24 protein-coding genes and 2 pseudogenes are annotated in these 26,400 nt (G+C 61.0%); 15 read left to right on the top strand and 11 right to left on the bottom strand.

Features of this window, described 5'->3' with window-relative positions; all coding sequences use genetic code 11:
* The first annotated feature begins 97 nt into the window (after positions 1–97).
* Both AC244_RS02370 and AC244_RS02365 read left to right on the top strand, forming a co-directional pair.
* On the top strand, positions 98–1,615 hold the full coding sequence (locus AC244_RS02370) for an SPOR domain-containing protein (RefSeq protein WP_053247201.1): 1,518 nt from the start codon (positions 98–100) through the stop codon (positions 1,613–1,615).
* A 74-nt stretch (positions 1,616–1,689) separates the two neighbouring features.
* The gene (locus AC244_RS02365) at positions 1,690–1,959 is read left to right on the top strand and encodes a hypothetical protein (RefSeq protein WP_053247200.1); all 270 of its coding nucleotides are present in this window, start codon (positions 1,690–1,692) and stop codon (positions 1,957–1,959) included.
* 45 nt (positions 1,960–2,004) lie between these two features.
* Here AC244_RS02365 and AC244_RS02360 read toward each other — a convergent pair whose 3' ends face one another.
* Together AC244_RS02360 and AC244_RS02355 are read right to left on the bottom strand one after the other, a co-directional pair.
* On the bottom strand, positions 2,005–2,442 hold the full coding sequence (locus tag AC244_RS02360; protein ID WP_053247199.1) for a DUF1489 family protein: 438 nt from the start codon (positions 2,440–2,442) through the stop codon (positions 2,005–2,007).
* A gap of 77 nt (positions 2,443–2,519) precedes the next feature.
* Positions 2,520–3,920: an L-serine ammonia-lyase gene (locus AC244_RS02355; RefSeq protein ID WP_053247198.1), complete on the bottom strand. Its 1,401-nt coding sequence runs from the start codon at positions 3,918–3,920 to the stop codon at positions 2,520–2,522.
* Positions 3,921–4,614: 694 nt separating this feature from the next.
* Between AC244_RS02355 and AC244_RS02350 the strand changes: the two genes are divergently transcribed.
* The 3 genes and pseudogenes from AC244_RS02350 (at position 4,615) to AC244_RS02340 (ending at position 6,924) form a co-directional block, all read left to right on the top strand.
* Positions 4,615–5,307 carry a DUF599 domain-containing protein gene (locus AC244_RS02350; RefSeq protein ID WP_053247197.1) on the top strand — a complete coding sequence of 231 codons (693 nt, stop codon included), beginning with the start codon at positions 4,615–4,617 and terminating at the stop codon, positions 5,305–5,307.
* A 133-nt stretch (positions 5,308–5,440) separates the two neighbouring features.
* Positions 5,441–6,447 (top strand): annotated as a pseudogene (locus AC244_RS02345) (heparan-alpha-glucosaminide N-acetyltransferase).
* Between the two features lie 3 nt (positions 6,448–6,450).
* Positions 6,451–6,924 (top strand): methyltransferase family protein, encoded by a 474-nt coding sequence (locus AC244_RS02340; RefSeq protein ID WP_053247196.1) that lies wholly within the window; start codon positions 6,451–6,453, stop codon positions 6,922–6,924.
* A gap of 77 nt (positions 6,925–7,001) precedes the next feature.
* On the opposite strand, the gene AC244_RS02335 is transcribed toward AC244_RS02340, so the two are convergent.
* A complete protein-coding gene (locus AC244_RS02335) occupies positions 7,002–7,388 on the bottom strand; it encodes a MerR family transcriptional regulator (protein ID WP_053247195.1) in 387 nt (128 codons plus the stop codon).
* Between the two features lie 69 nt (positions 7,389–7,457).
* Positions 7,458–8,879 (bottom strand): magnesium transporter, encoded by a 1,422-nt coding sequence (gene mgtE, locus AC244_RS02330; protein ID WP_053247194.1) that lies wholly within the window; start codon positions 8,877–8,879, stop codon positions 7,458–7,460.
* Between the two features lie 288 nt (positions 8,880–9,167).
* Here mgtE and AC244_RS02325 point away from each other — a divergent pair, with 288 nt between their 5' ends.
* The 6 genes from AC244_RS02325 (at position 9,168) to AC244_RS02300 (ending at position 14,559) form a co-directional block, all read left to right on the top strand.
* On the top strand, positions 9,168–9,677 hold the full coding sequence (locus tag AC244_RS02325) for a peptide deformylase (protein WP_053247193.1): 510 nt from the start codon (positions 9,168–9,170) through the stop codon (positions 9,675–9,677).
* A gap of 120 nt (positions 9,678–9,797) precedes the next feature.
* The gene (locus AC244_RS02320) at positions 9,798–10,058 is read left to right on the top strand and encodes a hypothetical protein (protein ID WP_053247192.1); all 261 of its coding nucleotides are present in this window, start codon (positions 9,798–9,800) and stop codon (positions 10,056–10,058) included.
* Between the two features lie 162 nt (positions 10,059–10,220).
* Positions 10,221–10,583, top strand: a complete 363-nt coding sequence (locus tag AC244_RS02315; protein ID WP_053247191.1) for a hypothetical protein — start codon at positions 10,221–10,223, stop codon at positions 10,581–10,583.
* 413 nt (positions 10,584–10,996) lie between these two features.
* Entirely contained in the window at positions 10,997–11,770 is a 774-nt protein-coding gene (locus AC244_RS02310) for an adenylate/guanylate cyclase domain-containing protein (protein WP_053247190.1), read from the top strand.
* 664 nt (positions 11,771–12,434) lie between these two features.
* Entirely contained in the window at positions 12,435–13,814 is a 1,380-nt protein-coding gene (locus tag AC244_RS02305; protein WP_053247189.1) for a DUF6538 domain-containing protein, read from the top strand.
* Between the two features lie 130 nt (positions 13,815–13,944).
* Positions 13,945–14,559, top strand: coding sequence for a site-specific integrase (locus tag AC244_RS02300; RefSeq protein WP_053247188.1), 615 nt, complete (start codon positions 13,945–13,947; stop codon positions 14,557–14,559).
* A 251-nt stretch (positions 14,560–14,810) separates the two neighbouring features.
* Here AC244_RS02300 and AC244_RS36215 read toward each other — a convergent pair whose 3' ends face one another.
* The gene (locus AC244_RS36215) at positions 14,811–15,062 is read right to left on the bottom strand and encodes a hypothetical protein (RefSeq protein WP_152975818.1); all 252 of its coding nucleotides are present in this window, start codon (positions 15,060–15,062) and stop codon (positions 14,811–14,813) included.
* Between the two features lie 1,989 nt (positions 15,063–17,051).
* Between AC244_RS36215 and AC244_RS02285 the strand changes: the two genes are divergently transcribed.
* The 3 genes from AC244_RS02285 to AC244_RS02275 all read left to right on the top strand — a co-directional run bounded on the left by AC244_RS02285 (position 17,052) and on the right by AC244_RS02275 (position 20,056).
* On the top strand, positions 17,052–17,351 hold the full coding sequence (locus tag AC244_RS02285) for a DUF6634 family protein (RefSeq protein ID WP_053247185.1): 300 nt from the start codon (positions 17,052–17,054) through the stop codon (positions 17,349–17,351).
* 365 nt (positions 17,352–17,716) lie between these two features.
* Positions 17,717–18,103: a hypothetical protein gene (locus tag AC244_RS02280; protein ID WP_053247184.1), complete on the top strand. Its 387-nt coding sequence runs from the start codon at positions 17,717–17,719 to the stop codon at positions 18,101–18,103.
* Positions 18,104–18,106: 3 nt separating this feature from the next.
* Positions 18,107–20,056, top strand: coding sequence for an AAA family ATPase (locus AC244_RS02275; protein ID WP_053247183.1), 1,950 nt, complete (start codon positions 18,107–18,109; stop codon positions 20,054–20,056).
* Here the strand turns inward: AC244_RS02275 and AC244_RS02270 are convergent.
* On the bottom strand, positions 20,053–20,403 hold the full coding sequence (locus AC244_RS02270; protein ID WP_234716832.1) for a helix-turn-helix domain-containing protein: 351 nt from the start codon (positions 20,401–20,403) through the stop codon (positions 20,053–20,055). The genes AC244_RS02275 and AC244_RS02270 overlap by 4 nt on opposite strands.
* 619 nt (positions 20,404–21,022) lie before the next feature.
* Between AC244_RS02270 and AC244_RS38735 the strand changes: the two are divergent.
* Positions 21,023–21,222 (top strand): annotated as a pseudogene (locus AC244_RS38735) (recombinase family protein); the annotation flags it as partial.
* A gap of 51 nt (positions 21,223–21,273) precedes the next feature.
* Here AC244_RS38735 and AC244_RS02255 read toward each other — a convergent pair.
* The 5 genes from AC244_RS02255 to AC244_RS02235 form a co-directional block, all read right to left on the bottom strand.
* Entirely contained in the window at positions 21,274–22,368 is a 1,095-nt protein-coding gene (locus AC244_RS02255; protein WP_053247180.1) for a Gfo/Idh/MocA family protein, read from the bottom strand.
* A 48-nt stretch (positions 22,369–22,416) separates the two neighbouring features.
* Positions 22,417–23,199 carry a ThuA domain-containing protein gene (locus tag AC244_RS02250; RefSeq protein WP_053247179.1) on the bottom strand — a complete coding sequence of 261 codons (783 nt, stop codon included), beginning with the start codon at positions 23,197–23,199 and terminating at the stop codon, positions 22,417–22,419.
* A gap of 82 nt (positions 23,200–23,281) precedes the next feature.
* Positions 23,282–24,367: an ABC transporter ATP-binding protein gene (locus tag AC244_RS02245; RefSeq protein WP_053247178.1), complete on the bottom strand. Its 1,086-nt coding sequence runs from the start codon at positions 24,365–24,367 to the stop codon at positions 23,282–23,284.
* A gap of 197 nt (positions 24,368–24,564) precedes the next feature.
* Positions 24,565–25,422 (bottom strand): carbohydrate ABC transporter permease, encoded by an 858-nt coding sequence (locus AC244_RS02240; protein ID WP_234716831.1) that lies wholly within the window; start codon positions 25,420–25,422, stop codon positions 24,565–24,567.
* Positions 25,423–25,433: 11 nt separating this feature from the next.
* Positions 25,434–26,315, bottom strand: a complete 882-nt coding sequence (locus AC244_RS02235; protein ID WP_053247177.1) for a carbohydrate ABC transporter permease — start codon at positions 26,313–26,315, stop codon at positions 25,434–25,436.
* Between the last annotated feature and the right edge of the window lie 85 nt (positions 26,316–26,400).

The following is a 26,400-nucleotide window of genomic DNA, read 5'->3' as shown; positions in this document are numbered from 1 at the left end:
AAACCAATCATTCATCATAAACCGATTGGTAACGCTATGCAGATACTGTCTCAGGAACGGTCGTTCCCGGAGGCGGCGTCCGGACAACACCCATGACATGAGAATGAAGAGTAGCGTAGTGTCCCAATCAGGTTTTCTTGATCTCGCGAAACGCCCGCTCGGCGCTTTTTCAAAGATGGTAGGACGGATCGTCCTTGCGGGCGCCGTCGCATCGGTTGCCTTCGCAGCGCCCGCTTTGGCCAATCCGAAATATTCGGGCATCGTCGTTGACGCGAAAACCGGCAAGGTTCTCTACGGAGAAGATGCCGACGAGTTGCGTTACCCCGCATCGCTGACCAAGATGATGACGCTCTATCTGGCATTCGAGGCGCTCGAAGCCGGTCGGATCACCAAGTCGACCCCCGTTCCATTCTCCAAGAACGCTTCCGCCGAACCGCCGTCGAAGCTTGGTGTGCGCGCCGGACAATCAATCACCGTCGAGCAGGCGATCCTGTCGCTCGTCACCCGCTCCGCCAACGACGCCTCGACGGCGCTCGGCGAACTGCTGGGTGGCTCGGAGCAGCGGTTCGCCCGCATGATGACCAACAAGGCGCGCGCGCTGGGCATGACCCGCACCACCTATCGCAACGCCAACGGATTGCCGAACACCGAGCAGCGCACCACGGCGCGCGACCAGGCCCGCCTCGGCCTCGCCCTGCGCCAGCATTTTCCGCAGTATTACGACTACTTCTCCACCCGCAGCTTCCGTTTCGGCAAGCAGACGATCGGCAACCACAATCGCCTGCTGGGCAATGTGCGTGGCGTCGATGGCATCAAGACCGGCTACACCCGTGCCTCAGGCTTCAATCTTGTGACCTCCGCGCAGCTTGACGGTCGCAGCATCGTTGCCGTCGTCATGGGCGGCACCTCCGGTGCCAGCCGCGACGCCCAGATGCGCCGTCTCGTGGCAAAGTACATGCCGGCCGCCTCCCGTCGCGGCGGTGGTAACCTGATCGCTGAAACCGCACCGACGCCGGTCGCACCCGCGGCCGAAGAGCCGATTGCTGTGGCGCAGGTTACGGAAACGCCGGTCGCCAGCCCGGTCGCCGCCGCTGCAGGTCTCGATCTGCCGAACACCGGCCCCGTACCGGCCGTGCGTTACGATGGCGAAAATACCAACAGCGTGCAGATGGCCTATGCCGGAACCAAACGCGCTTCGGACAACCCGGTCCTTTCGCCGAAGATCGTTCCTAATACGCTGGACGCCCAGAGCATCAAGCTGTCGCGCCAGCCGGTTGCTGCAGCCATGGTCGACGCTCAGATCACCAATTCCGTTCCGAAGCGCGAGCCCGTTGCGGCAGAAGCCGAGCCGCAAACCGTGCCAGAGCCTCAGGGTTGGGTCATCCAGATCGGTGCGACGCCGGACAAGGACCAAGCCATGACGCTGCTCGGCAACGCCAAGGACAAGGGCGGCAAGGCACTCAGCAAGGCGACCCCGTTCACCGTCGCCTTCAGCAATGGCGGCGCTCAGGTCTACCGCGCTCGCTTTGGCGGGTTCGACGACCAGAATGCAGCGATCAATGCCTGCAAGGCGTTGAAGAAGAAAGGCATCTCCTGCTGGGCCAGCCAGCAGTAAACGGCATCAGTTTCGGTGGCCGGTTTGTTAGTTCGGCCACCCTCCTCGGTTTTGTAAAGCGTACGAGGTTAGTTATGGCAATGAACGAGAATGTTCCGGGTGTCACTCCCTTGCCGGGGCGACGGGCTAAGCCGTCGCGCATCAATCTGCATCCGCTCCATGAGGCAGCAATGCGCATTGCCGATCTCGGTCTCAATCGCCCGAAGGCGAAGACCAAGGATCTGGTCGGCATGCTGCTGACACATGGGGCAAGAGCCTGGCGCTCGACGCAGCCACGCGCGGGTATCCATCTTCACGTGACGGCGCCCGGGCGTCGCCGGCCGCTGAAGATGCGCATCCTCTGATTGTTCTGAATTTGAAAGGCGGCTTCGGCCGCCTTCTTCGTCTGGCTAGAGCAGACCGAGTTCGGCCAGTTCGCGCCGGAGCTCGAGCGGCATGTCGGCTCCACCGCCGGACAGCGACGCCAGGTCGCGCGGCGCCTCGTTGGCCTTGAGATAGCGCCAGCCCTGGAAGGCCCGGCGCGGCTGCAGCTCGGTTTCAACAACTTCAGGGCCGAGAATCAGGTTGCAGCGGCCGATCCCTTCCCCGTCGGTAAAAGTCTCGATGCTGATCAACGGTTGACGCGCCTGCACCTGCCCCTTGATCACCCAATAGAGCGAGCCGCCGTCCAGAAGTTCGTCCATGCGTTTCGGGACCATGCGGGTCGTGTGGAACGAATGCGGTTCAAGGCCGGCGGCAATCGCAGTCAGGGCCTTGCGCGAAACCCAGTCGCGCAGGTCCTCGATCGATTCCGCCCCGACGCAGAGCTTTATGAGATGCAGAGACATGGCTGTTTTTGAACACCCGTCCTACCGTCTCGGTCAAGCGAATTGCGCAGCGTCATCCACAATCGTCCATGCGCTGCTCAACATTCGACGACATTGACCGCCAGGCCGCCTGTCGAGGTTTCCTTGTATTTCTCGTTCATGTCGACGCCGGTCTGGCGCATGGTTTCGATGCAGGCGTCGAGCGGCACGAAATGCTGGCCATCGCCCTTGAGTGCCAGCGACGCGGCGGTAACGGCCTTAACGGCGCCAAGCGCATTGCGTTCGATGCAGGGCACCTGGACCAGCCCGGCGACCGGGTCGCAGGTCATGCCGAGATGATGTTCGAGCGCAATCTCGGCAGCGTTTTCGATCTGCTCTGGCGAACCGCCCATAACGGCCGCGAGGCCTGCCGCCGCCATTGCCGAGGCCGAACCGACCTCGCCCTGACAGCCGACTTCGGCACCCGAAATCGACGCATTGTGCTTGATGATGCCGCCGATCGCAGCAGCCGTCAGCAGATAGTCGCGAACGCCGTCCTGATCGGCGTCGTCGTGGAAGTGCATGTAATAGCGGATGGTCGCGGGAACCACGCCAGCGGCACCGTTCGTCGGCGACGTCACCACGCGTCCGCCGGCCGCATTTTCTTCATTGACCGCCATGGCGTAGACGCTCAGCCAGTCGTTGGCGAGCAGCGGGTTGATCTTGTTGGAGCGCCATTCTTCCTGCAGCTTGTCGTGAATGGAGCGGGCGCGCCGGCGCACCTTGAGGCCGCCCGGCATGATGCCGTCCTGGCTGAGGCCGCGATCGATGCAGCTGCTCATGGCGCCCCAGATACGGTCGAGCCCCTCGTTCAGCTCCTGGGGCGACATAGTGCATTCTTCGTTTGCCCGCTTCATCTGCGCGATCGTCATGCCCGACCGGGCTGCCATATCCAGCATTTCCTGGGCGGTGCTGAAGGGGAACGGCACCTTGACGCCAGCGGGCTTGTTCTTGGAGGCGCGCATGGCGTCGAGTTCCGTGTCGGTCACGACGAAACCGCCACCGATCGAATAGTAGATGCGCTTGAGCAGAAGGCGGCCGTCCTTGTCGAAAGCCGAGAAAGACATGCCGTTGGCATGGCCCGGCAAAGGCACCTTCTTGTCGAAGATCAGATCGGTCTTCGGCTGAAATTCGTAAGGTGGATGTCCCGGCGGCGTTATGCGCCCGGTATGCTCAACTTCGTCGATCAAGGCATCCATGCGGTCGGGATCGACGCGATCGGGACGTTCACCGACAAGCCCGAGCACAACCGCCCTGCCCGAGCCATGGCCGATGCCCGTGTGGGCGAGCGAGCCGTGCAGGCTGACCTTGATGGCTGCGACAGATGCGTGCGACGGCCGCGGCCATTCGTCGGACAGGATCAGTTCGAGAAAGCGATTGGCAGCCGACATCGGCCCCATCGTATGCGAACTCGAAGGACCAATACCGATCTTGAAGACGTCGAAAACGGAAAGAAACATGAATTGCCTGCCCGGAGCCTGAACATATGCCGCCCGGCCGATCGCCGGATGCCGTCATATGCATGATTGCACAGTCGATACAAACCTCGATCTCTCCTCAGGACCGAAGCAGTACCCTCACCCTTAGATATAGGATCAAACCCTAAGCCATCCTATCCCTGTCGATCAGGCGATCAACCGACATCCGATCCCGTTGGTGCGACATTGCGCTGGCGAGCTGGGCAGCAGCCACCAGGCCTGACGTTACGACCGCCCGGAATCGAAACAGCGCGGCTTCTGCGAAGCCGCGCTGTCAATCAGAGGACTTTTGGGTATCAAAGGCCGCCGAAAAGATAAGCAAGAACAAGAACGCCAGCGAAACCGGCTACGGCGCGAGCAGTCACGCCCCAGCAAGACTTCTGTATTGTATTGTCCATGATGTCTCCGAAAAACTCTCAACGGCTGCGGGCCACACATCAAGGGCCCGTGCATGGCGCAATGCATACTGAAGAAAGTGTGAAGGCGCAACGGTGAAATATGGCGGAAAGGTGTCAGGGGTACATCAAGGTTCCCGTAAAAGCACCAAACGCTGGAGGCGACGCATTTTTGCCGGAAGAAATTCCGCCGCAATTTCATCACACTAGTTGATGCACCGCAGATTCTCCACAGGCGCGCCGACCTTGCAATTTCCAAAAGCCATGCCAAAAACACGTGTATGACCTTCGAAGATTACATAGCACTTGTCGTGTTCATCCTACTGTGGGCGAGCTTCAGCTGGGCGACAGACGGCACGCGCGGCTTCAAACGCATCAGTCTTACCCGGCTGATGAACGAGCACCGCGGCCGGTGGATTCGCAACTCTCTCAACCGCGACCTGAAAATGATCGATACGCAGATCATTGCCGGGCTGCAGGCCGGCACCGCATTCTTCGCCTCGACAACGATCTTCGCGCTCGGCGGTTGCTTCGCTCTGTTGGGCGCGACCGAGCAGGCACAGATGATCTTCGCCGACATGCCCTATGTCTTCCACGGCGGACGGACTGCCTTCGAGCTGAAGGTCGCCGGGCTCACCTGCCTCTTCGGCTACTCCTTCTTCAAGTTCGGCTGGTCCTATCGCCTGTTCAACTACTGCTCGATCCTCATGGGCGGCATACCGATGACGGCGGACATGATACGCGACCGGCACAGCGCCGAGATTGCGGCCGAACGCGCGGTGCGCATGAACGTCCTTGCCGCCAAGCACTTCAATGCCGGCCTCAGGGCGATCTTCCTGTCGATCGGTTATCTCGGCTGGTTCATAAGCCCCTACGCCTTCGTTGGCCTGACAATCTTCGTCATCTTCGTCCTGACGCGCCGGCAGTTCTTCTCCGAGGCGCGGGCGGCCCTGTTGCAGGACGCCGCCCGCTAGTCGCTGTTGCGAGACCCGTCGGATATGGTCCGGGCGGGGATCCAGCGGCATCTTCTCTTTCCCAGCGATCAAAACCGGTCTGGCGCAAGCCTGACCTGCCAGTCTCATTCGCGCCAACAGGATGGCGAACACCATGTCCGATACCAACATGACCTCGACCGCTGAACCGCAACCGACGAGCAGTACTCGTCGCCGGCTTGTCTTCATCGATGTGCTGCGCGGCCTGGCCCTGGTGGCCATGGCGCTTTCCCATTTCGTCGGGGACCTGGAATTCTTCGGCTATACCGCGGCCGGAACCGCCGGCACCGGCGGGGGGGGGGGGTTTGCCCGGCCGGGCGCCCGCCGCCTCCCGTTTCTGGCCGGTACAGCCCCGGGCTCGGGCAGCGTCCGAAGATCCGTTTCGACGCCTTCATGCGTCGTTTCGCCAAGATTGCCGGCGCTGCCGCACTGATCAGCATCGCGACCTGGTTTGCCTTCCCCGACACGTTCATCTTCTTCGGCATCCTGCATTCGATTGCCGCGGCAAGCCTCGTCGGGCTGCTCTTCCTGCCCCTTCCGGCTATCGTTTCGTTTGCAGCTGCGGCGGCCGCCTTCGCCGCCCCGCTCTATCTTCGCTCCGCGATCTTCGACGCGCCCTATCTTTGGTGGGTCGGGCTCTCCGAAACGATCCCGCGCTCGAACGACTACGTGCCGCTGCTGCCGTGGCTCGCACCTTTTCTCCTCGGTCTCGGCACCGCAAAGCTGGCGCATGCGCGCCTGGTGGCAGCCCTTGCAAGGCGCCCGGTCGACGACAGAAAAACGCGCCTGTGGACGAAAGCGCTGATCTTCGGAGGGCGTCACAGTCTGGCCATATACCTCCTCCACCAGCCGCTGCTCATCGGATTGGTCTACCTCTTCTCGCTGGTCTCACCGCCGACACTGCCGGATCCCAAGCAAGCCTACCGCACGAACTGCGTCGAGGCCTGCAGCCGCGGCAATCCGGCCGTGCCTTGCGACGCCTTCTGCGGATGCACGCTCGATCGCCTGGTGGAGCAGAACCTGTTCGACGAACTGAACAGGGGAAAGATCAATGTGAACACCGATGAACGCATTGCGCGAATCGCCGGTCAATGCACAATGGACGTGCAATCAGGGGACTAGGACATGAATGCCTATCGTGCCAAGCCGCTGAGTTTCCCATGGCCGGCCCTGCTTTACGGGACCGCCACCCTCGCAGCCTTGCTGCTTGCGCGATACGCGCCGATCCCAGTGGCCCACGGTCATGGCTGGGTGCCGTGGATTTCCGGCGGCATCCTTGTCGCGACAGCAATCTGGCTCGACCTCTGGGCCGTCAAGACGCTGCTGGATCGCCATACGGCCGTGCTTCCGCACCGCTGCGCCACGTGCCTCGTCACCTACGGGCCATTCCGCTTCACCCGCAATCCGATCTACCTCGGCTACACGCTGATGATGATCGGCTTTGGCCTGATCACGCTCAATCCGTGGTTCTTCATCATGGCGATTACAGCAGTGATGTTGACGACGATCTTCGCCATTCGCAATGAAGAGCGGCATCTGCTCTCACGCTTCGGCTTCGAGTTCGAGCGCTACTGCCGGCATACGAGCCGCTGGATCTGATCAGGCCGTAAATAGACACAAAAAAGGCGGCCAGAGCCGCCCTTCTCAATCCCTATGCGTGCCGAAAACGCGCTTAATCAGGTGCCGACGCCGATCTCGGCGAGACGCGTCAAACATGCCTCCTCGACATTGTCGAGTTCGGTCAACGTGTCTTCGATATCCTTGCGCTTCTGGCGCAGCTCTTCGCGCTTGACCTCGACGCGGCTCATCAGCAATTGCAGCTGACCCAGTTCACCGGGCGGGTCCTTGTAGACCTGGATGATTTCGCGAATCTCGGCAATCGTGAAGCCGATGCGCCGGCCACGCAGAATCTCTTGAATCAGCCGACGGTCTGCCGGTCGAAACATACGGGTTCGGCCGCGGCGCTCCGGATGGATGAGGCCCTCGTCCTCATAGAACCGCAGCGTTCGGGTCGAAATGCCGAATTCCCGCGTCAATTCGGTAATGCTATAGTACTTATTCACGCTGCCATTCCATGATTTCTTAACCGTCACTATCGTTGACCTTGACGTAAAAGTCAAACAACCGCGATATCACGTGACGTTAAACCACCATGTGGCGATGCCGAGAAAACTGAAGAAGCCGGTGACGTCGGTGATCGCCGTCACGAAGACCGCGGAAGAAACCGCCGGGTCGGCGCCAAAACGCTCCAAAAGCAGCGGAACCATGATACCGGCGAGGGCTGCAGCCATCATGTTGATGAGCATGGCCGTGGCGATGATGCCGCCGATGTTCGGGTCCTGGAACCAGAGGCCGGCCAGGAGGCCGATCAGAGTGCCGAAGATCATGCCGTTCAAGAGGCCCACCCCCGCTTCGCGGCGGATGATTCGCGGAGCGTTATGAATGTCGAGGCCGCGGGTCGCAAGCGCGCGCACCGTCACGGTCATCGTCTGCGATCCGGCATTGCCGCCCATTCCGGCGACAATCGGCATCAGAATGGCGAGCGCGACGATCTGCTGGATGGTCGCATCGAAAAGGCCGATGACCGAGGCGGATATGCAGGCCGTCATCGAATTGACGAACAGCCACGGAACGCGCGAACGGGAAGCCTCGGCCACCGAGTCCGACAATTCCTCATCGCCGACGCCGCTCAGACGCAGCAAGTCTTCCTCCGCCTCCTCCTGGATGACGTCGACGACATCATCGATGGTCAGAACCCCGACGAGCCTACCATTGTCGTCCACCACGGCGGCGGAGAGAAGGTCGTATTGCTCGAAGAGCTGCGCCGCTTCCTCCTGGTCCATCTCCGCCGGAATGGCATGGCTCGTGTCGCGCATGATGGCGTCGACCTTGATCGACCGCTTGGAGCGCAGAACTTTGTCCAGATCGACCGCGCCCAGAAGTTTGAAGGTTGGATCGATGACGAAGATCTGCGTAAAACTCTCGGGAAGGTCCGCGTCCTCACGCATGTAGTCGATCGTCTGGCCAATGGTCCAGAACGGTGGCACCGCGACAAACTCCGTCTGCATGCGCCGGCCAGCCGTGCTCTCGGGATAGTCCAGCGAACGGCGCAAGCGAACGCGTTCGGTAAAGGGCAGCTTCGCCAGGATCTCGTCCTGGTCCTCCTGGTCGAGATCTTCGAGAATGTAGACGGCATCGTCCGAATCCATCTCGCCGAGCGCCTCGGCGATCTGCTCATTGGGCAGGTGCTCGACGATGTCGAGGCGGATGGCCTCATCGACTTCGGTCAGCGACGAAAGATCGAAATCCTTGCCAAGCAGCGAGACGAGCGCCAGGCGCTGTTCCGGCTGGATCGCCTCGAGCAGGTCGCCGATTTCGGACGAATGCAGACCAGCGACATGCTGGCGCAGATAGATCGTATCACGGTCGGCAATCGCCGCACCGACATGCATCAGGAAGTCGGAGCGCACCGAACCATCGTCGGCATAGATGTCCGCCCCGTCATAGGCGGGGATTTCTTCGGAACCGCGGTCGTCGTCGCCGGTATTGCTCATGAGCGCGCCCTCGAAACGATTGCCAACTTTCCGGCCGCCACGCGCGGATTTGGGAAAGGGTACATCACTGCCGGTTTTACCGCCCAGATCCTCCTCTAGGAACTGAGCCTTACAGCCCTGCTAGCGCAAAGCCCTGCCGAGGTCCACATCGCAGGCGCAGGCGTCGCCACTATGGCAACAGATTTATTCAAGCTGTTGCAAATACATGGGAAACGCACATGCGCGCCCGCAGTCGACATCGACGGCGCGATCGGATAGCACTATCCGGCCGCAGCCGAGGAGCATGCCATGGCGATCCGCCCCATTCTTCGCTTTCCAGATCCGTTTCTGAGCCGGGAAGCGAAGACCGTCGATCTTTTCGATGATGCCCTGCGGGCGCTTGCCGACGACCTTCTCGACACGATGCGCGCTGCGCCGGGCATCGGCATCACTGCGCCGCATGTCGGCATATTGCAACGATTGACGGTGATCGAGCTCGACCGCGAAAGCGGTGTCCGTATCTTCGTCAATCCCGAGATCGTCTCGCGCTCGAAAAACATGGTGAAACACGCCGAGGGCAGCGTTTCGATGCCCGGAATTTCCGAAGACGTCGAGCGTCCCGGAGCCGTCCGCGTTCGATACCAGACGCTCGATGGTGCCATTGTCGAGGAAGACGCGGATGGCCTGATGGCGATCTGCCTCCAGCATGAAATCGACCAACTCGACGGCATCTTCTGGACGCAGCGTCTGTCGCGACTGAAGCGGGAACGCGCCGTCAAGCGATTCGAGAAAGCTGCAAGGGAATTGGCGCGAAACTAGACCGGTAAGCTCTCACGCTCAGCAAGTCGAGCAGGCGCCAGAATATCGATCGAAGCCCGGACTTTCCGTCCCAAGTCAGCACGGCTAAATTCAAACACAGGTTCAATCAAGGATCAGCCTATGAGACCGACGCATGTCGCAATCCTCACCCTTCTCGCGCTGGCGGGATGCAACAGCGCATCCTCCAATCTCGAGCCGCTACCGGGCAGCCTCACCTACGGTGAGACCGGCCCCATGCGAAAGACGATAGCGGCACCGGGCACGATGATCCAAAACCGCTTCTTGCATCAGGGCACCATGGTCTTCGAGACCTACGAAGTTCAGCCAGACCACACATATAAGCTCGTGCGCCGCACAGTGGCCGATACCTGGTCGAACTGAAAACCTGGCTTTCTCATAGAAAGACATATGACGTCGGATCGCCAACTCGTTGGCGTTTCGGCTCCTCTCATTCCTGGCTAAATGCCGGGGTGATTTTGCCTCAAGGCGGAACATTGTCGTTCGAATCCCGTTGTTTACGATCACAACAACGGAGGTCATCCAATGAGCAAAAATCTGGATGAACGAGGCGATCCCATCTCGGCGACACATGACGCCGACCGGGAGAGCTTTACGGCCGGCGAAAGCCGCCAGGGGCCGCTGGGCGTGCGTGTTCTGGCCATCCTCGCAGCCGGCCTGTTCCTAGCGCTGCTTGTCTGGGGTGGCGCCGAGATATGGGGCGAAAGCAACGACAACGACCGGACAACGGCAGTCGATCAGGTCCAACCGCAACCCTCGCCCGAACAGACCGGCAGCATCGACAACAAGCAGGGCCGGGTACTGACGCCGACTGGTACAGACCCGACGCCAGACACGGGCACCGGCAGTGAAGCACAGAAGGTCTCGCCCGACGGAACGGTCAAATAGCAGCCGGTTCGCGGCCGCAATTTTTTGGCTGGCTGACAAAGGATCTTGCAAAGCTTTCACGTAGGGGAAGCCTGAAAGCGGCTGAGCGAGATGGACCACGACGTTGGACATCGAACGATCCGGCCTGTGTCGGTGTCGCGACAATCCTTTTCCTCGAGCAGAGACATTCGCCGCTCGGTTCGTAGTGCGCCGCCTCGCGGGCAACCTCCATTCCCACTTCTATCCCGCTCGGTTCGTCACCAAAAATGGATGGCCGGCGCGCATCATCAGGCTGAGTTCTGCAAGCCAATCAGAGAACAAACCACCTCTCTGTTGCCGCCCGCTCCAAACCACACATTGCCAAAAGCAGCCGAATGTTAGAAGTTTATCGGCGTGCGGCCATAAGGCTCACCGGCTTGACGAGATTGCAAGGCATGACGACCGCCTCCTCCCTCGAGCCTACCCATCACAGCAGCGCCAGTATCTGCCGCGGTTGCTGGGATCAGATGCGCGTTCCGATCCCGATCCGCGGCCCGTTAGCTCTGCCCTTTCGAGCGTTCGGTATCACCCGAAGCAAGATGAATCCGAACATCTGCACGATCTGCGAGCGCTCCTTTCGCTATGTCAAAAAGCAACAGCACATAACCGCCCGAGCCACCATCCTGTTCGCAGATATGCGGGGATTTACTCTCCTGTCGGAACAGATCGAAGCGCTTGAACTCAGCGAAATTGTCAGCCTGTTCCAGGATCGCTGTGCACAAGCTGTTTGGGCACACGACGGCATCGTCAACAAACAGATGGGCGACGGACTGATGGCGATTTTCAATTTTCCGATCGCGATAAAAGACCATGCACGTGCTGCGATCAGGGCGGCGATGGATATACAGCGGTCTCATTCTGCTGCGGTGAACGGCCCAAAGCTGGCTTTCGAGGGTGCGCTTGGTTCCACGCTCGGCGTTGGTGTCGGCATACATAGCGGTGATGTCGAAATTGGCGAATTCTCAAGCTTCCGTAGTGATTTCACTGCAATCGGCGGCACCGTCAATCTGGCTGCAAGGCTCGAATCCCAGGCTGCTGCCGGGGAAATCCTGATGTCAGCCGAGACGGCCGCGCAAGCGCCGGACTTCACGAACTATACGGAGACACGCCTGCTTTCGCTGAAGGGCATAGAGCACCCGGTGCAGGCGAACGTAATCAAGACGAACTGATCCTTGGCCGTGGGCCACACGGCTGACCGGCGCGTAACCAGCCAATCGCCTCCGCAAGCTCCTGCGGCCGCTTGCCGTCCGTGGGCACGACGATAAGGCTTTCGGCGTCTTCGCCGGCGATACGCCTGGCCTGTCGAAGCGTTCCGCCCGCTCTTGCGCGCCGGCGCCAGTCTCACGTTGCGCCAGGCGCTCCAGCAGCGCCGGTTTCGTCGCAGTCAGGCGGACAACCGTCATCCGGGCGCTCGGTATGGCCGCAAGGATCCACGGCCGATCGAAACGCAGATGCACCATGACGCCGGACATGATCAACCGCGCGTGCCGCGGTCGGCCGCACCCCAGCTTTCATGTGTCGCGTTGCCGGTCGTAGGTTCGCGTTCAACGCTGTAACGCGACAAATCGGATGCCGTGCAGGACTCCGCTACGGATCGCTCACAAAGCTAAGCATATGGATAAAAACAAAAAAACCTGCCGAAGCAGGTTTTCTTTGGTGCGGTCGAGACGCATCAAAGGTGCATCTAGGCCGCACCAAAGAATCACCTCAAAGCTTCTGATTATATAATTGATTTATAATGTGTTTTAGTATATTCTATATTTTCTGCGGATTGAGACATCCTTCTTTTTGAGCCACATTATGGGGCATTTCTGGGACACAGGAGGCGGCGCCATGGAGAGGACGGAGCCCGACAGGTACCTCACCACCCGAAACGGCATATACTTCTACAAGCGCCGGGTCCCCACGCTGGTCGTCGCCCTCGACGAACGGCAACCGATCATCCGGGCGTCGCTCAGGACGCGGGATCTCGCCAAGGCGCGGGCGCTGCGGGACGGATACGAGCGTGCGGACGACGAGCTCTGGGGCGCCCTCCTCTGTTCTGACTCCGCCGAGGCGGCGAAGCGGCGTTACGAGGCCGCTGTCCGGCGTGTCGCAGCCCTGGGCTTCACCTACCGGACGACGATGGAGATCATGCAGGGCGAGACCGGCGCGCAGATTCTGGATCGATTGCGCGTGCTGCTGGAGCACAAGCCCAACTCGCCCGAGACCAACGCCGTCCTGGGGGTGGTCGAGCGGCCCGGCGTGCGCCTGTCGGAGGCGTTCACAGTCTACGTCGACAAGATCGCAGCACCTGAGCTGACCAGCAAGAGCGACGAGCAGATAAGAGCGTGGCTCAAGGTCAAAAAGCGCGCGCTGAAGAACTTCATCAACCTAGTGGGCGACAAGCCGATCGGCGAGGTGACGCGGGAGGACGCGCTCAGGCTCTACGACCTGTGGTCGGACAGGATCGCCCCGCCCACGGACAAGGAGGGCAAACGCCGAAAGCCGACCCACAGTGCCTCTTCGGGAAACCGCGACATAGGCAACATGCGCGTCCTTTACCAGAGCTACCACGAGCACTTGGGCGTCAAGAACATCGACAATCCGTTCGACAGGCTGGGTTTCAGCGACAAGCACAAGAAGGCGAAAAAACGGCCGCCGTTCCCCACCGATTGGATCACCGAACGTATTCTGACTGCGGACGCGCTCGGGTCCCTGAATGACCAGGCCCGCGGAATCGTACTGGCGATGATCGATACGGGCGCGCGTCCAAGCGAGCTCGCGAACTTGCCGCCAGAGAAGATCGTCCTCAATGCGCCGGTGCCGTATATCGACATCAAGACGCGTCTCGACGAGGACGAGGATGGTCCGCGCGAGGTCAAGACGGTGTCGTCGTACCGGCAAATACCGCTCGTCGGCCTCGCGCTGGCGGTCTTCCGCAAGCATCCCAACGGATTTCCGCGCTATCGGGACCACGGCAGCAATCTCTCCGCCACTCTCAACAAGCACTTCAAGGTCCATGACCTCTTTCCGACCGAACGGCACAAGATCTATTCCCTGCGGCATTCGTTCGAGGACCGCATGAAGGTGGGGGGCGTCGACGCCGAACTGCGCATGATACTGATGGGACATACGAGCGACAGACCGGAGTACGGGCAAGGCGGATCCCTCGAATGGCAGCGGGACCAGCTTCTCAGGATCGCGCTGCCATTCGATCCCGGGATCGTCTGAGGCACCCGTGCGCCGCAGGACCGGGAGCGCCGACCGGAAGAGCGGCGTGATGGAAGCCGCGTTGCGCCGAGTGGATCACGCGGGGCTCCTCGCCGCCAAAGCAGGCCAGTGAACTGGAGGATTTCAAACCATGCGTACCAGAGATACAAGGAGCAACTCAGGACCGCCAGCATCGTCAGGCTCTCGTTCCCGGAGGCCCAGGAGGCCGGCGGTCTCGGCCGAGTGGGTCACCACCCAGATCCTCGCGCCCGGCGCCCTTCGTTTCCTTGACGACGAGGGGCGCGGAATCGTGCTGTCAGCGGTCGAGACGGGGGGCCGCCCCGGCGATCTGGCTAACCTCTGGCCGGAAGACATAGTCCTGGACGCTCCGGTTCCGTACATCGAAGTGAGGGACAAATACGATCCCCCTGGGAAACGGCGACGGATACCGCTGGTCGGCGTCGCGCTGGGGGTGTTCCGCAAGCATCCTGAAGGCTTCCCCCGCTACAGGGGCAACGACGCGGCTCTTAGGGCTCTACAGAGCAAGGTCAGGAGGAAGCTGTTTCCGGTGGGGACACACGGTCTCTATTCGCTGCGCAGATGCTTCGCGGCTCGCCTGAAGGACGGCGGTCTCGAGAGCGGACTGGTCGCGATTCTGCTGGGACATGAGTGCGCGTGGCAGCCGCTCGGATTGGAACTATCCCTCGAATGGCAGCGGTACCGGCTTCTCAGGATCGCGCTGCCATTCGATCCTGCAATCGTCTGACACGCTCGTGCACCGACGCGAGGACGGCGGCGTGTGCGCGGCGGCGCTCGACTTGGCCTTCGAGCCACGCGTAGAGTCCTACCAGGACGCCGCCGTCCCGTCCCATCGCGTCGATCTCAACTGCCAGGCGGTCGAGCAGCCTCTCCATCTCGCGGACGGACACCTCGGAAGGCACCAGGGGTGTCATTGTTTCCATTTCTGCAGTCCCCCCGGCCGCAGCGTTCCCCGCGGAGCGGTGGAAGCGGCGGACCTCAGCGGCCGCCGTCCCCGCACAGACGGAGCCGCGCTCTCGCGAACGCCCTGTCGACCTCCTGCGGCCACCAGGGCGGGAAGTGTCCGGTGAAAAATTGCTTGCGCGTAAGGTCAGGCGCCAGGGAACGGAACCGGCAGATGATCTCGGTCGGGGCCGAGCCCGCGTAAAGCCACCACGTGCACGTGTTCCGCAGCGCTTGGCAGGTGATCTCACGGCTGCGCTCCTCGTCGAAGACCTTGCGACTCAGCATCCGGAATTCCTTCCGCCATCCAGCGCCCCGGGGCTCGACGACGTAGCGCCCTCCCGACCCCCCTGGCCGTTCAGTACGCCACCGCCTCATGTGCATCAACAGCCGGGTCGGGATGGGTATGGGGTCAGCGTGCATGTTGCCGCGCCTCGGGAGGGCCCCCAGGGGGCGGGGATAAAGCACCCCGCCCTCGAGGTCCGCCCACGGACACCCCTCCTCCTCCTCGAAGGACGCTCGCTCGGCAACCCAAGTCGGCACGCCGAGATAGCATACGGACAGGACCAGCCTTGCGACAGGGATTGTCGCGGCGCACTCCCCATCTCCCTTATAGGCCGCGCGCACCAGCCTCGCCACCTCGGCGCGGCTGCAGCAGTGCCACTGCCGCCGCCTGGGCGGCCGCGGTGGCAGAGCATAGTCCAGTGCGCGGTCTCCCAGATGGACCAGCCCACAACGGGCGCCGAAGTCGACGATCGTGCGCAACCTTGCGAGCTCGGCGCGGACCGAGTTCGCATTCCTGCTGCTCTGGTAGCGGAGCGACGTGTCCGCGCAGATTCCGGCGACCGCCATGCCCCTCCAGAACGAACCGAGGCGCTCCGCCTGCTTTAGAAGCGCGCGCCTTGGCGCCTCCTGCATCCGATCGATGTGACCGGCGTTCCACGCCAGCCAAAACGCGATGAGGTCCGCGATGAGAACCTGCTCCGGCCCTGGCGGTCTGTGATCGCATGGGCGCCCGCGCACTCCGGGCCCCTTCCTCGCCGCAGTGCTCCTTCGCTCACGGCCTTGGTCATCGTGCGTCTTGTAGATTGCCATGTCCGGCTCTCCCCAAGGTCTCGACGCATGTGCGGGAGCTGCTGCGGTGCGCATTGACCGAGATCGTCCCGCTTGGAACACCACTGGCGTCGGCGGCGCTGGTGCCGGCAGACACGTCCTACTTCTATTGGGCGCGCGAGCCGCCGGCAATTCGCGCGCCTAATATAATGTCACACGGCCTCATGTTTATCAAGCGACACCGCCACGCTTAACATACTATCTCGTCGTGTTAACGATGATACGCATCAGGCGATGCGAAGTAATTGTCAACAATTAATATCAACACAACTACGGCGTAATCTTGTCTTTTTCCCCTATTCACGTGACTATGAAAGAAGGATTCATCGTCAAGTCTTTCACTGGATACGACAAAACTCGCACACCCCAGGGAGTGACGCTTTCTCCCTGCTATGGCATATCGCCGGGAGGCAAGGATCATGGCTGCCCGAGTTTCCTCCGGAAGGAGGACGAAGATTGGATGAACTTCGAACGGCCGAAGCCGCGTACCACTTGCGTTCGGCTGACCGAATTCTTCGACAGGGGTTGAGCATTCGGTCTGCAGGGCGGGCCACACGTCTCGGGAGGAGTCCCGAGCGCCCATCGAGGGCAATCCAGCGGAGCTCCCTCCGGGAGGGCTCCGGCCGGAGCTGTTCGTTGCGAGAACTGCCGACAGCGAACGGGGATAGTTAGCTTGTGTTGACAATGCGTCTCTTCGTGATCATTTTGATCACCTCGTGATCTTAATGATCATGAGTCGCACCACAAGGAGCCCACGACATGATTGTATTCGGCATATCCGGCGCAGCGAAATCGCAACCATCGCAGGGAGGCTGCCCCGCATGGCGGGAGCAAGGGCCATCCAAGAACTCGACGACGGCTGATCGGCATCCTTCTGCAATAGGTCGCCACGCATTGCGTCCCGCATTTCCGGACATATTACCTTCGAGGCGGTCACGAACGAGCGCAGCAGGGCGGGCGGACTGCCACGGCGTCCGAAGACGGCCAGCCAACTTGGCGAGCTCCATGCAGTCCGCTCCTGCGAACCCGTGCTTCCAGATCATTCGCCCACAATGTGGCCATCCTCCGCCGCCGCTCACCCGCGCAAGTACCGCTGACAGCGGATCCGCTGAAGCATTCCGCCAAGAGACACCATCCGCAATCCAACCAGTCTGGAGAGACCCTATGCATTACACATTCGTCAACGCCGATACGCTGGCCCGCCTCACAGATGACATACGCAAGGCTGCTTCCGAAGGATTCGGTCCTGGAATGCTGGCCGGTGCTCCATTCCTCGACGAGTACGCTCTCGTCCCGCAGCCCGCGGTGGGGCTGACGGGTATCGTCACTGGACACCCGCGCATTGCTGACGGGCGTCGCTGCTTCTCGACCCAGGTGTTCCATATCAATGCCGAGCAGGGCGTGGCCCGCACACTGAACCGCTGGTATCGCCTGGGCCGACCCCACGGGTCGGAAAGGAACTGACATGCGTTCCCGGCTGCACAACCCGGAGCTCCGCAAGCCTTCCCGGTCTCCCGACATACTCCTAGCGCATTGCGGAATGCGAAACGCACTCCGCCGCTCGCCATCCCTGCTGCTCGGAGAGCAGATCCGGAGAGGACCGGTCATCTTCGTCACTCCACGCCATAAATGTCGCGTCGCCGCCGAATGTCTCGCCTCAGGCGGCCGGGTTCCTAGCTATAGGGGTATCCAAAACTTCGGCCCGCCGGAAAGTATAGAAGCCGCCGAACTAACATTCTTGCGCCTTCGATGGCGAAAAGCTTTCAATCATCCAAACTCACAACTTGGAAATCCAATCGCGATCCGACACGCTGATGGGGAGACGCACAATGCTTAGAATCGGCGAAAACCGGGCGAATTCCTCATGGGCGTCGGTCGCCCGCCATGCCAATGCCGTCGAGCATCTGGCGGAGGACCTGCGCCGCGTGATCGACGGCAGATCCCTCCCCCAGCTCGACACCAACCACACGCCGGTCGTCGAACAGTGGTTCATCGAGAAGTTCATCGTGCCGACGCTCGTGGGATTCATCACATATCCCGGCGACAGCGGCGAGCATCACGGACAGCGCAGCTCGATGAGCTTCACGGCCCCGCTCCACCTCTTCTCGCTTCAGCAAGGAATCGCACGCTCGTCCCAGCGCTGGTACCGCGTCGGTCACCCCTCGCCGGTTGCCGAGGACTCGCTTCGGCGATGGAGCGTGGACGGGGAGTTCTGAAAAATGGAAAAGAACCCGCCGCTCGGAAGGCTCGACGCCGACCAGTTTCGAAAGATTCGGCAGTCGCCGGCGCTCTTCCTTGCCTGCTGCTGCGTGGGCAGGGCGCTGCGGTCGCAGCACCTCCTCAGGCGGGGCCGCCCGACCATCGTGGTTCTGATCGCGGAAGCCGCGCTGAATCTCGGCATCTATGAGAAGGCCGCGGCGCTCCTTGTCATCGGCCGCCCACCGGACTGGGACAACACGAGGGAGGGAAAGGCGCTCATCCACGTCATCGAGTCCGAACCGCGTCAAAGGATTCCCGCGCAGGGAGGCCGCGACCTCCTCCGCTGCTACGGGAGAGTTCCCGTGATCGTCGTGCTCGCGAGGCACAGAAGGGATCTGCCTGTGGAACTGGCGGCGGCGGCCGACGCGGTGATCGATCTGCCGAAACCTTCCGCGGCCCACATTGCAGCGGCGCGGTCGCTGCTCGGACGAAATCCGATCCGGGCCGAGACGGCCGAACTGCTCTCGGGCAACGACGTCGTGATGCTTGCTCCAGTCCTGACGAAGTTCAGCCTCACATCCGAACATGCGAGGATCCTGCGCACCTCCGTGCCGGGCGCGGCGGCGGACGGCAACCCCAGCCTCGAGGACCTCCCCGGCTACAGGGACTTGAAGCCCTGGGCGCGGTCGTTCGCCAGGGATCTGGAGCGTGCACGCAGCGGCGAGATTGCGTGGACCGATCTCGACCGCGGAATCCTTCTCCACGGCCCTCCGGGGACCGGCAAGACCCTGTTCGCGCGCGCTCTTGCGAAGATGTGCGGCATTCCCCTGATTGCGGCGTCGGTCGCGAAGTGGCAGTCGAGGGGACATCTCGGTGACCTTCTGGCCGCGATGCGATCGACCTTCGAAAGGGCCGGCGAACTTCAGCCCGCGATCGTCTTCCTCGACGAGCTGGATTCGATCGGCGACCGAACGAAATTCTCGGGCGACCATGTCGGCTATCAGACGCAGGTCGTGAATTCCCTCCTCGAGTGCATCGACGGCGTCGACGGGAGGCAGGGGATCGTGGTGGTCGGGGCCACCAACTTCCCGGAAGCGGTCGACCGGGCGCTGCTGCGAAGCGGCAGGATCGAACGGCATGTCAGAATGGACCTTCCGGACGCGGAGGAGCGCAGCGAGATACTTCGCTTCCACCTGGGAACCACTGTCGACGACCGGGAGCTGGGGAGGTTCGCGGCAGACCTCGGGGGATGGAGCGGCTCCGATCTCGAGAAGCTGTCGCGGGAGGCCAGGCGGCTGGCCAGGGCGGCCGGGCAGCCGGCAGGACCGGCCCACGTCGGCCTTGCGCTGCCGCCGCTCCAGACACTTCCTACGGAGACCGCGCGGCGCGTCGCGGCGCACGAGAGCGGGCATGCCGTCGTCGCACTCGCCCTCCAGCCTGGCTGCAGGGCGAGCGTCTCCATGCGCCGGCAGTTCAGGACGTTCTCGTCCGAAGCAACCGCCCAGGGGATGACCCGGTATCTCGACCTGCCCGGAGACATGGAGACACGGGATTCGATGGAAGCGCACATTTGCAGGATACTCGGCGGAGCCGCCGCGGAGGAGGTCCTGCTCGGCGCCCGATCGGTCGGCGCCGGAGGAGGCCGCGGCAGCGACCTTCACAAGGCGACATCGATCGCCGTGCGGATGGTGTGCAGCTATGGGATGGGCCGCGGCCTGTCATTTCTGCTCGAGGACGACCATCCCGGCATCGGCTGGAGCGGCGGCATTCCCGCGGCGGCGAGACGGGAGATCGACGGCATTCTCGCAGAGCAGTTGTCGCGGGCGAAGGCGATCGTCAGGACCCGTCTCGGTGCCGTCCGGGCCCTGGCGGGACAACTGCTGGAAAGGGAGATTCTCGAGCCGGACGACGTGGAGGCCATCGTCCGCGGGCATCCGCCGGAACGATCGAGGAACGGAAGCGTCCGCTAGCCGTCGCGGAATCCTTGGGCGTCCGTGTCGGCGGCGGACGGTCGTCGCGTCATGGCGACGCCCGGACCATGCTCCCGCGTGGCGTCGATGAACGCCACGCCCGAGGACTCGAGCGCCGCGCGCACCTTCTCGACGGCCTCCACGAGGACGTTGCTCTCGCCCTTCTCGATCCTCACGACGATCTGGCGGCTGACGCCCGCAAGCTCCGCGAGTTCCTCCTGGCTGAGACCCAGCAGCGCCCGTCCGCCCCTCAGCGTGCGCATGATTTCAGAGATCGAATCCATGGATTCGACAAGGCGATAACCGGACGCCTTTGTCAACAATTGTGCGCAAGGATTCGATTGCATAACCGTATCCCCAAACCTAGGGAACTGGATGTGGCTGCCGATCAGGTTCGACGAAGATCCTCAAGACGGCCCTGTAATGGGATCTGCCTATCGGGCCTGATGTCTTCCCTGCTCAGGAGCGCGTAGACGGATCACCTTTCATGCTCGCATCCAATTCGACGAACAACTCATCGGAAGTCAGGCAGTCGCAGCAGATGCCGAAGCAATCCTCGTCGAAGTCGTCCGTGCTTCTCGCCCGTCGACAGCAATCGCAGACGATGGTGCCACGGCAGGCACGCATGGGCGCGAGTATTTCAAGCAACCTATCCTCGACGGCGTCAGCGGCAGGTCCGGACATCGCAACCTCCCTGATTTCGTGATCCAAAGGAGATGGGAGCGACATCGACGGTTTTCCAGATGTCGATCTGGTCGGTCAAAGCGACGAAAACCCGACGCCTGAACAAAGCGCGTGCTGGTGCGAGGTCAGGCATCCACCATCGTGACTCGCCGCGGCAAGCCGCGCGCCAAGGAGGCAGCGCGCTGGGGCTCCAAGGGCATCGATATCGCAGGCCTGCCGGAAACGGCCCCTACCAGGGAGCAGGCGGCGAAGCCGGGCTTCATGCCTGCACTGACGGCGAGGAAGTCTGGCCTCAAGCGTGCCAAGTCAGAAGGAAAGACCCTCGGCCGCCCACGCTCAGCGAAAAACAGAAGCTGGATGTGCGCGACGATCTCGCGACAGGAATGAGCGTTTCGGCCATCGGCAGGAAATTCACCACTAGCCGGCAGACGATCATGCGCGTTCGTGACGAAGGTTCACGGTCCGTGCGGGTTTGGCTTTAAGGTTGTCTGCTCCCCGGGGGGAGCAGACAACCGCAACTTCCGCCAGACGCACTACGTTCCCGACAGCGCATTTCCCTGCGGAGATAGTCCGTCGTAGTCTCTCGACAGAGAGAACGCCCGGCGCTCGGCATGAGTCAAGTTTGCAATATCGAGGACATCCTGTATTCGAGCGGCATGGCGGAACGACGGCTCGAAGGTAATACCCATGCTGACCGCTTCGACGAAACGCTGGAAGTTCGTTCTTACCGGTTCAACCGCGACCTGATTCCACGTACCGGTTTCGACGTCGTCGCCGAGGCAGACGAGCAGATGCGAACCATCTTCCCGATGCTGAACCTCAACGGCACCGCGGTCGCCGTACACGCGTAGCCTCAGATCATTCATGTGACCCGTGGCAAAACGGCTGGAATGCACCACGCCGAGCGCACCGTTCTTGAAACTGACCGTCATCGCGAAGCTGTCATTGGCATCCAGTTCGTATTCGCCGATCTTGTTGCCCTCCGCCTTCTCGAAGGTGTGGAGGCGGCAATAGACATCCTCGATTTCCAGGTTGGAGCCGTAGGACGCGAAATCGAGGATATGGATCCCGACATCGCCGAGCGTCCCGTGCGAGCCGTGCTTCTTAGAAAGCCGCCAGAGCCACTGGCTTTCGGTGCGCCAGTCTCCCCAGGCCTTTGAAACAAGCCAACTTTGAAGGTAGGACGCTTCGACGTGCTTGACTGCGCCGATTTGACCGGAAGTAACGATCTGGCGCGCGGCTTGAAGCTCAGGGACATTGCGATAGGTCAGGTTTACCATGCCGACAAGTCCTGCGCCTTCGATCTTGTCCGCCATTTCGTGCGCATGCTCACGATTGGTGGCAAGAGGCTTTTCGCAGAAGACGTGCTTTCCCGCTGCAATGCATTGGAGCGTTGTCGGGTAGTGGGCACTGTCAGGGGTCACATTGGTGACGGCATCGAATTCGTTCCAGGCTAACGCTTCTTCGAGAGACGAGAATTCATTGGCGATTCCGTATTTTTCGCAGAAGGCTTTGAGGCGCACCGGGTCCTGATCGACGGCGGCAGCAATCATGACACCCTCGATCTTGGAGAAATTCTCCGCATGAGTCTGAGCGAACCAACCGGTGCCCAAAATAAGAAGTCGCATAGGTTTAGATCCCATTGAGTGATTAGTTGATGTTCGTCCGCCCGTGGCTCAGCGGAAACCTTCCTGACCGGCTTCATGCAGAGACTCGCCGCGGGCGACGATGGATTCCAGGGCACTCTCGACCGGCACGTTCGGAGCATCGGTAATCATGGGGAAGCGCTGAGGATTGTAAGCCCAGTTCACGGCGTTGCGCAGCACGAGGCCTACGGTCTCGTTGTAGTAGGTCGGGTAGGTTTCGTGGCCAGGCCGGAAATAGAAGATGTTTCCCGCGCCCTTACGGTAGGTGAGCCCTGATCGGAAGACCTCTCCGCCCTGGAACCATGAGAGGAACACCGTCTCAATCGGTTCGGGAACAGAGAAGGGCTCGCCGTACATCTCCTCGTTTTCAAGCTCGAAATAGGCGGGCAGGCCGCGGGCAATAGGGTGGCCCGGATTAACGACCCAGAGACGCTCACGTTCACCAGCCTCGCGCCAGTTCAGCGCGCATGGGCTACCCATGAGCCGGGTGAAGATCTTGGAGAAATGTCCAGAGTGAAGAACGATCAGCCCCATGCCTTCCCAGACGCGCTTGGCGACCCGCTCGACGATCTCATCCTTTACTTCATCGTGCGCGGCATGGCCCCACCAAACGAGGACGTCTGTATTGTCCAGAACCTTTTCCGTCAGGCCGTGCTCCTGGTCCTGAAGCGTTGCAGTTGATGTCGTGATGCGCCCTTCGGCGGCGATCAGCTTGGCGATCTGGGTGTGCATCCCTTCGGGATAGAGCTTTGCGACCGTCTTGTTGGTCCGTTCGTGGACGTTTTCACCCCATACGAGAACGCGGATAGACATTGAGTTTCCTTTCGGTTTTGCATGATAGACAGGCGGCCAGACGAGCGCTCCTCCCGTCCGTCTCGTTCCTCTGCGGATCGGTTTACGGGGCGAGCCGCAGCCCCGTTTTCGCGTCGAAGAAATGTAATTTGCCTTTGGCAATCGACAGCTCGAGATGCGCACCCGGTTCGACAGCCAGGCGGTCGCGCAAGACGGCCGTGACCTCCTGTCCGCCGTGTTTCATCACGACGAAGGTTTCCGCCCCGGTCGGCTCGACCGCGGTGACTTCCGCAGTGAACGCATTGAGGTCTCCGGGCGCACAAAGCTGAAGATGCTCCGGCCGAACGCCCAAGGTCACCGTTTCGCCTGCGAAAGCCGCGATGGCGGGATCATCCAGGGAAATCGACGCTCCGTCGGCGCACAGTAGCCGTCCGCTGGCGTCTGTGTATTCGATCTTTCCGGTGATCAGGTTCATCGCGGGCGAACCGATGAAGGTCGCAACAAACGTATTGGCCGGCGCGTCGTAAATATCGAGCGGGCGGCCGATCTGCTGCGCGTAGCCGCCCTGCATAACCACGATACGATCCGCCATGGTCATGGCTTCGATCTGATCGTGCGTCACGTAGACGATCGTGGATCCCAGCCTGCGATGAAGTTCCTTGATCTCGGTTCGCATCTGGACCCGTAACTTGGCGTCCAGATTGGAAAGCGGCTCGTCGAACAGAAATACCTTGGGGTTGCGCACCATTGCTCGGCCCATCGCGACGCGTTGGCGTTGGCCGCCGGAGAGCTGTGCAGGCTTTCGCTCGAGAAGCGCCGTGAGTGCGAGGATGTCAGCAGCCTGGCGCACACGCTCGTCAATTTCTGTCTTGGGACATTTGGCTAGCTTAAGCGAGAACCCCATGTTCTCGGCCACAGACATATGTGGGTACAGCGCATATGTCTGGAAGACCATGGCGATGTCCCGTTCCTTGGCGGCAACGTTATTGACGATCCGATCGTCGATCATGAGGGTGCCGCCACTGATCGTTTCCAGACCGGCGATCATACGCAGAAGCGTGGACTTTCCGCAGCCGGACGGTCCCACGAGGATGACGAACTCGCCATCGGCGATCTCCACGTCCACGCCGTGCAAGACGGAATGCGTGCCATAGAACTTGCGCAATGATGTGATGCTTACACTAGCCACTTTAAGCCTCCGGCTCGCCGATGGACGAGCTGTTTTGTGTCAGATTTTTCCGGGACATAGCTGGAGTTCGAATACTCCTGGCCAGACGTCCGGATGGCGGCTGGCTGCCGCCTTTTCCTAGGTCATTCAGACTCCCATTGTTGCCCGAACAACTACCCCTCACCGCCGGTGTTCAGTTGGCGGATGTGCATTGCGCGCTATTTGACAGCCCCGACGGCGATGCCGCGCGTGAGGGTACGCTGGAAAATGAGGAAAAAGAGAACCGTCGGTGCAAGCCCCAGAAGTGACGCTGCAGCCGTCGTCGTGGGATCGGAGGTGTACTGTGTATTCAGCGTTCCCATGGCGACCGAGACGGTCTGGTTGTCATTGGAAATCAGCAGGACGAGCGGAAGCAGGAACTCATTCCAGGTCCAGATGAAGAAGAATGTGGCGAGCACCATCAGCGTAGGCCGTAGCAGCGGCGTCACCACATGAACGAGAACCTCGAAACGGCTTGCTCCATCGATTTCCGCGGCCTCCAGAAGCTCGCGCGGGAAGGTGCTGAGAACTGCTGACAGAAGATAGGTGCCGTAGGCGCTCTGCAACACAGCGAAGATGATGATCACCGACGTTCGCGTATCGAACAGACCAACACTCTTCATGATGTAGTAGAGAGGATAGACGAGCGATTCCTGCGGGACCATCATCCCCATTGTGACGATGAACAGCACTGTTCTCGAACCTTTAATCCGTCCAATTCCTATCGCATAGGCGCTGAGCAAGCTTAAAAGGACGGCGATGGCGGCAACGGCGCCGCTGATCAACGCGCTGTTGAAGAGTTTCAGCGTGAAATCGACGTTGTGCCAAAATCTCAAAAGTCCGGAGAGATCAAAACTCTGAGGTAGCGCGATCGGACCATTGGCACCGTAGTCGGCCGGAGATTTGACGGCATTCGTTGCAGCAAGCCAGAATGGGTATAGCGTAACGAGCACGCTCGCCCCAAGAAGGCCGACCACCAGCCAAGCAGAGAGATTTATTCTATGCATACCGGCATCGCTGTGGTTTTTTTTGCCCATGTTTCCGGTCCTCATTGATCCCGCGACTGAAGACGAACGAACACGTAGGCGAGCAGCATGGTCAGGGCGGTCTGCATCGTCGTAATGGTCGCGCCGTATCCGACACGGTTGGTGGTGAAGAAATGGTAGTATGCGAGAAGCGAAGGAACGGTCGTGGCGTTATTCGGTCCACCCTTCGTGAGTACGAACACCGGGGCAAAGACGTTGAGCGCAGCGATTGTCGTAGTCAAACCAACCACGAACAGTTCAGGCTTGAGCATGTGCACAGTAATATAGCGAAACCGCTCGAACCAGGTGGCTCCGTCAAGCTCTGCCGCCTCGTAGAGGGCGGGATCGACCCGCGCCAGGCCGGACATGAAAATCACCAACGAATATCCGAGCTGTAGCCAGACCATAACAAACATGACGCAAAGCATCGCAGTGCCTGGATCGCCAAGCCAATTCCGCGCGAGAAAATCGAGCCCCCAGGCTTTCAGTGTCGTGTTGAGCACCCCAATCGGGCTGAAGATCCAGCCCCAGAGAACACCGGCCACCGCGAGCGGCAAGATTTGCGGCAGATAGAAACCGGCCCGAAAGAAGCTTGCCGTGGTTTTCCCGAAGCGCGCCGCGACGTAGTCGAACAGCAGCGCAGCAAGAATAAGGCCGAGAATTGTGGGAATGACCGCCATGGAAAGGATAAAGATCAAGCTGTGGTAGAATCCCTCCCAAACCAGCTCGTCCTTCAATAGCCTGGCATAGTTTGCCAGGCCTATGAACTTGGGAATGCCGACGCCTCGCCATTGGGTGAAGCTTGCTGCAATGTTCAGTATGAACGGGATGATAATGATCCCGACAAAACCGATTGCGCTCGGAAGGATATACAGTAGATAGCTAGAAGGCTTGGCGGCCTCCATAGCCTGCGTCCGTGGTGCTGACATGGGTTCTTTGTCTCCCGCCAGTATGCTCTTCCGCCGTCTTAAGCGGGCGAAAGAGCACCTG

Source organism: Ensifer adhaerens (genome assembly GCF_001270265.1).
GTDB classification, from domain to species: Bacteria; Pseudomonadota; Alphaproteobacteria; order Rhizobiales; family Rhizobiaceae; genus Ensifer; species Ensifer adhaerens_B.
The sequence above is the reverse complement of the archived record's forward strand: the minus strand, read 5'-3'. Positions and strand labels throughout refer to the sequence as shown.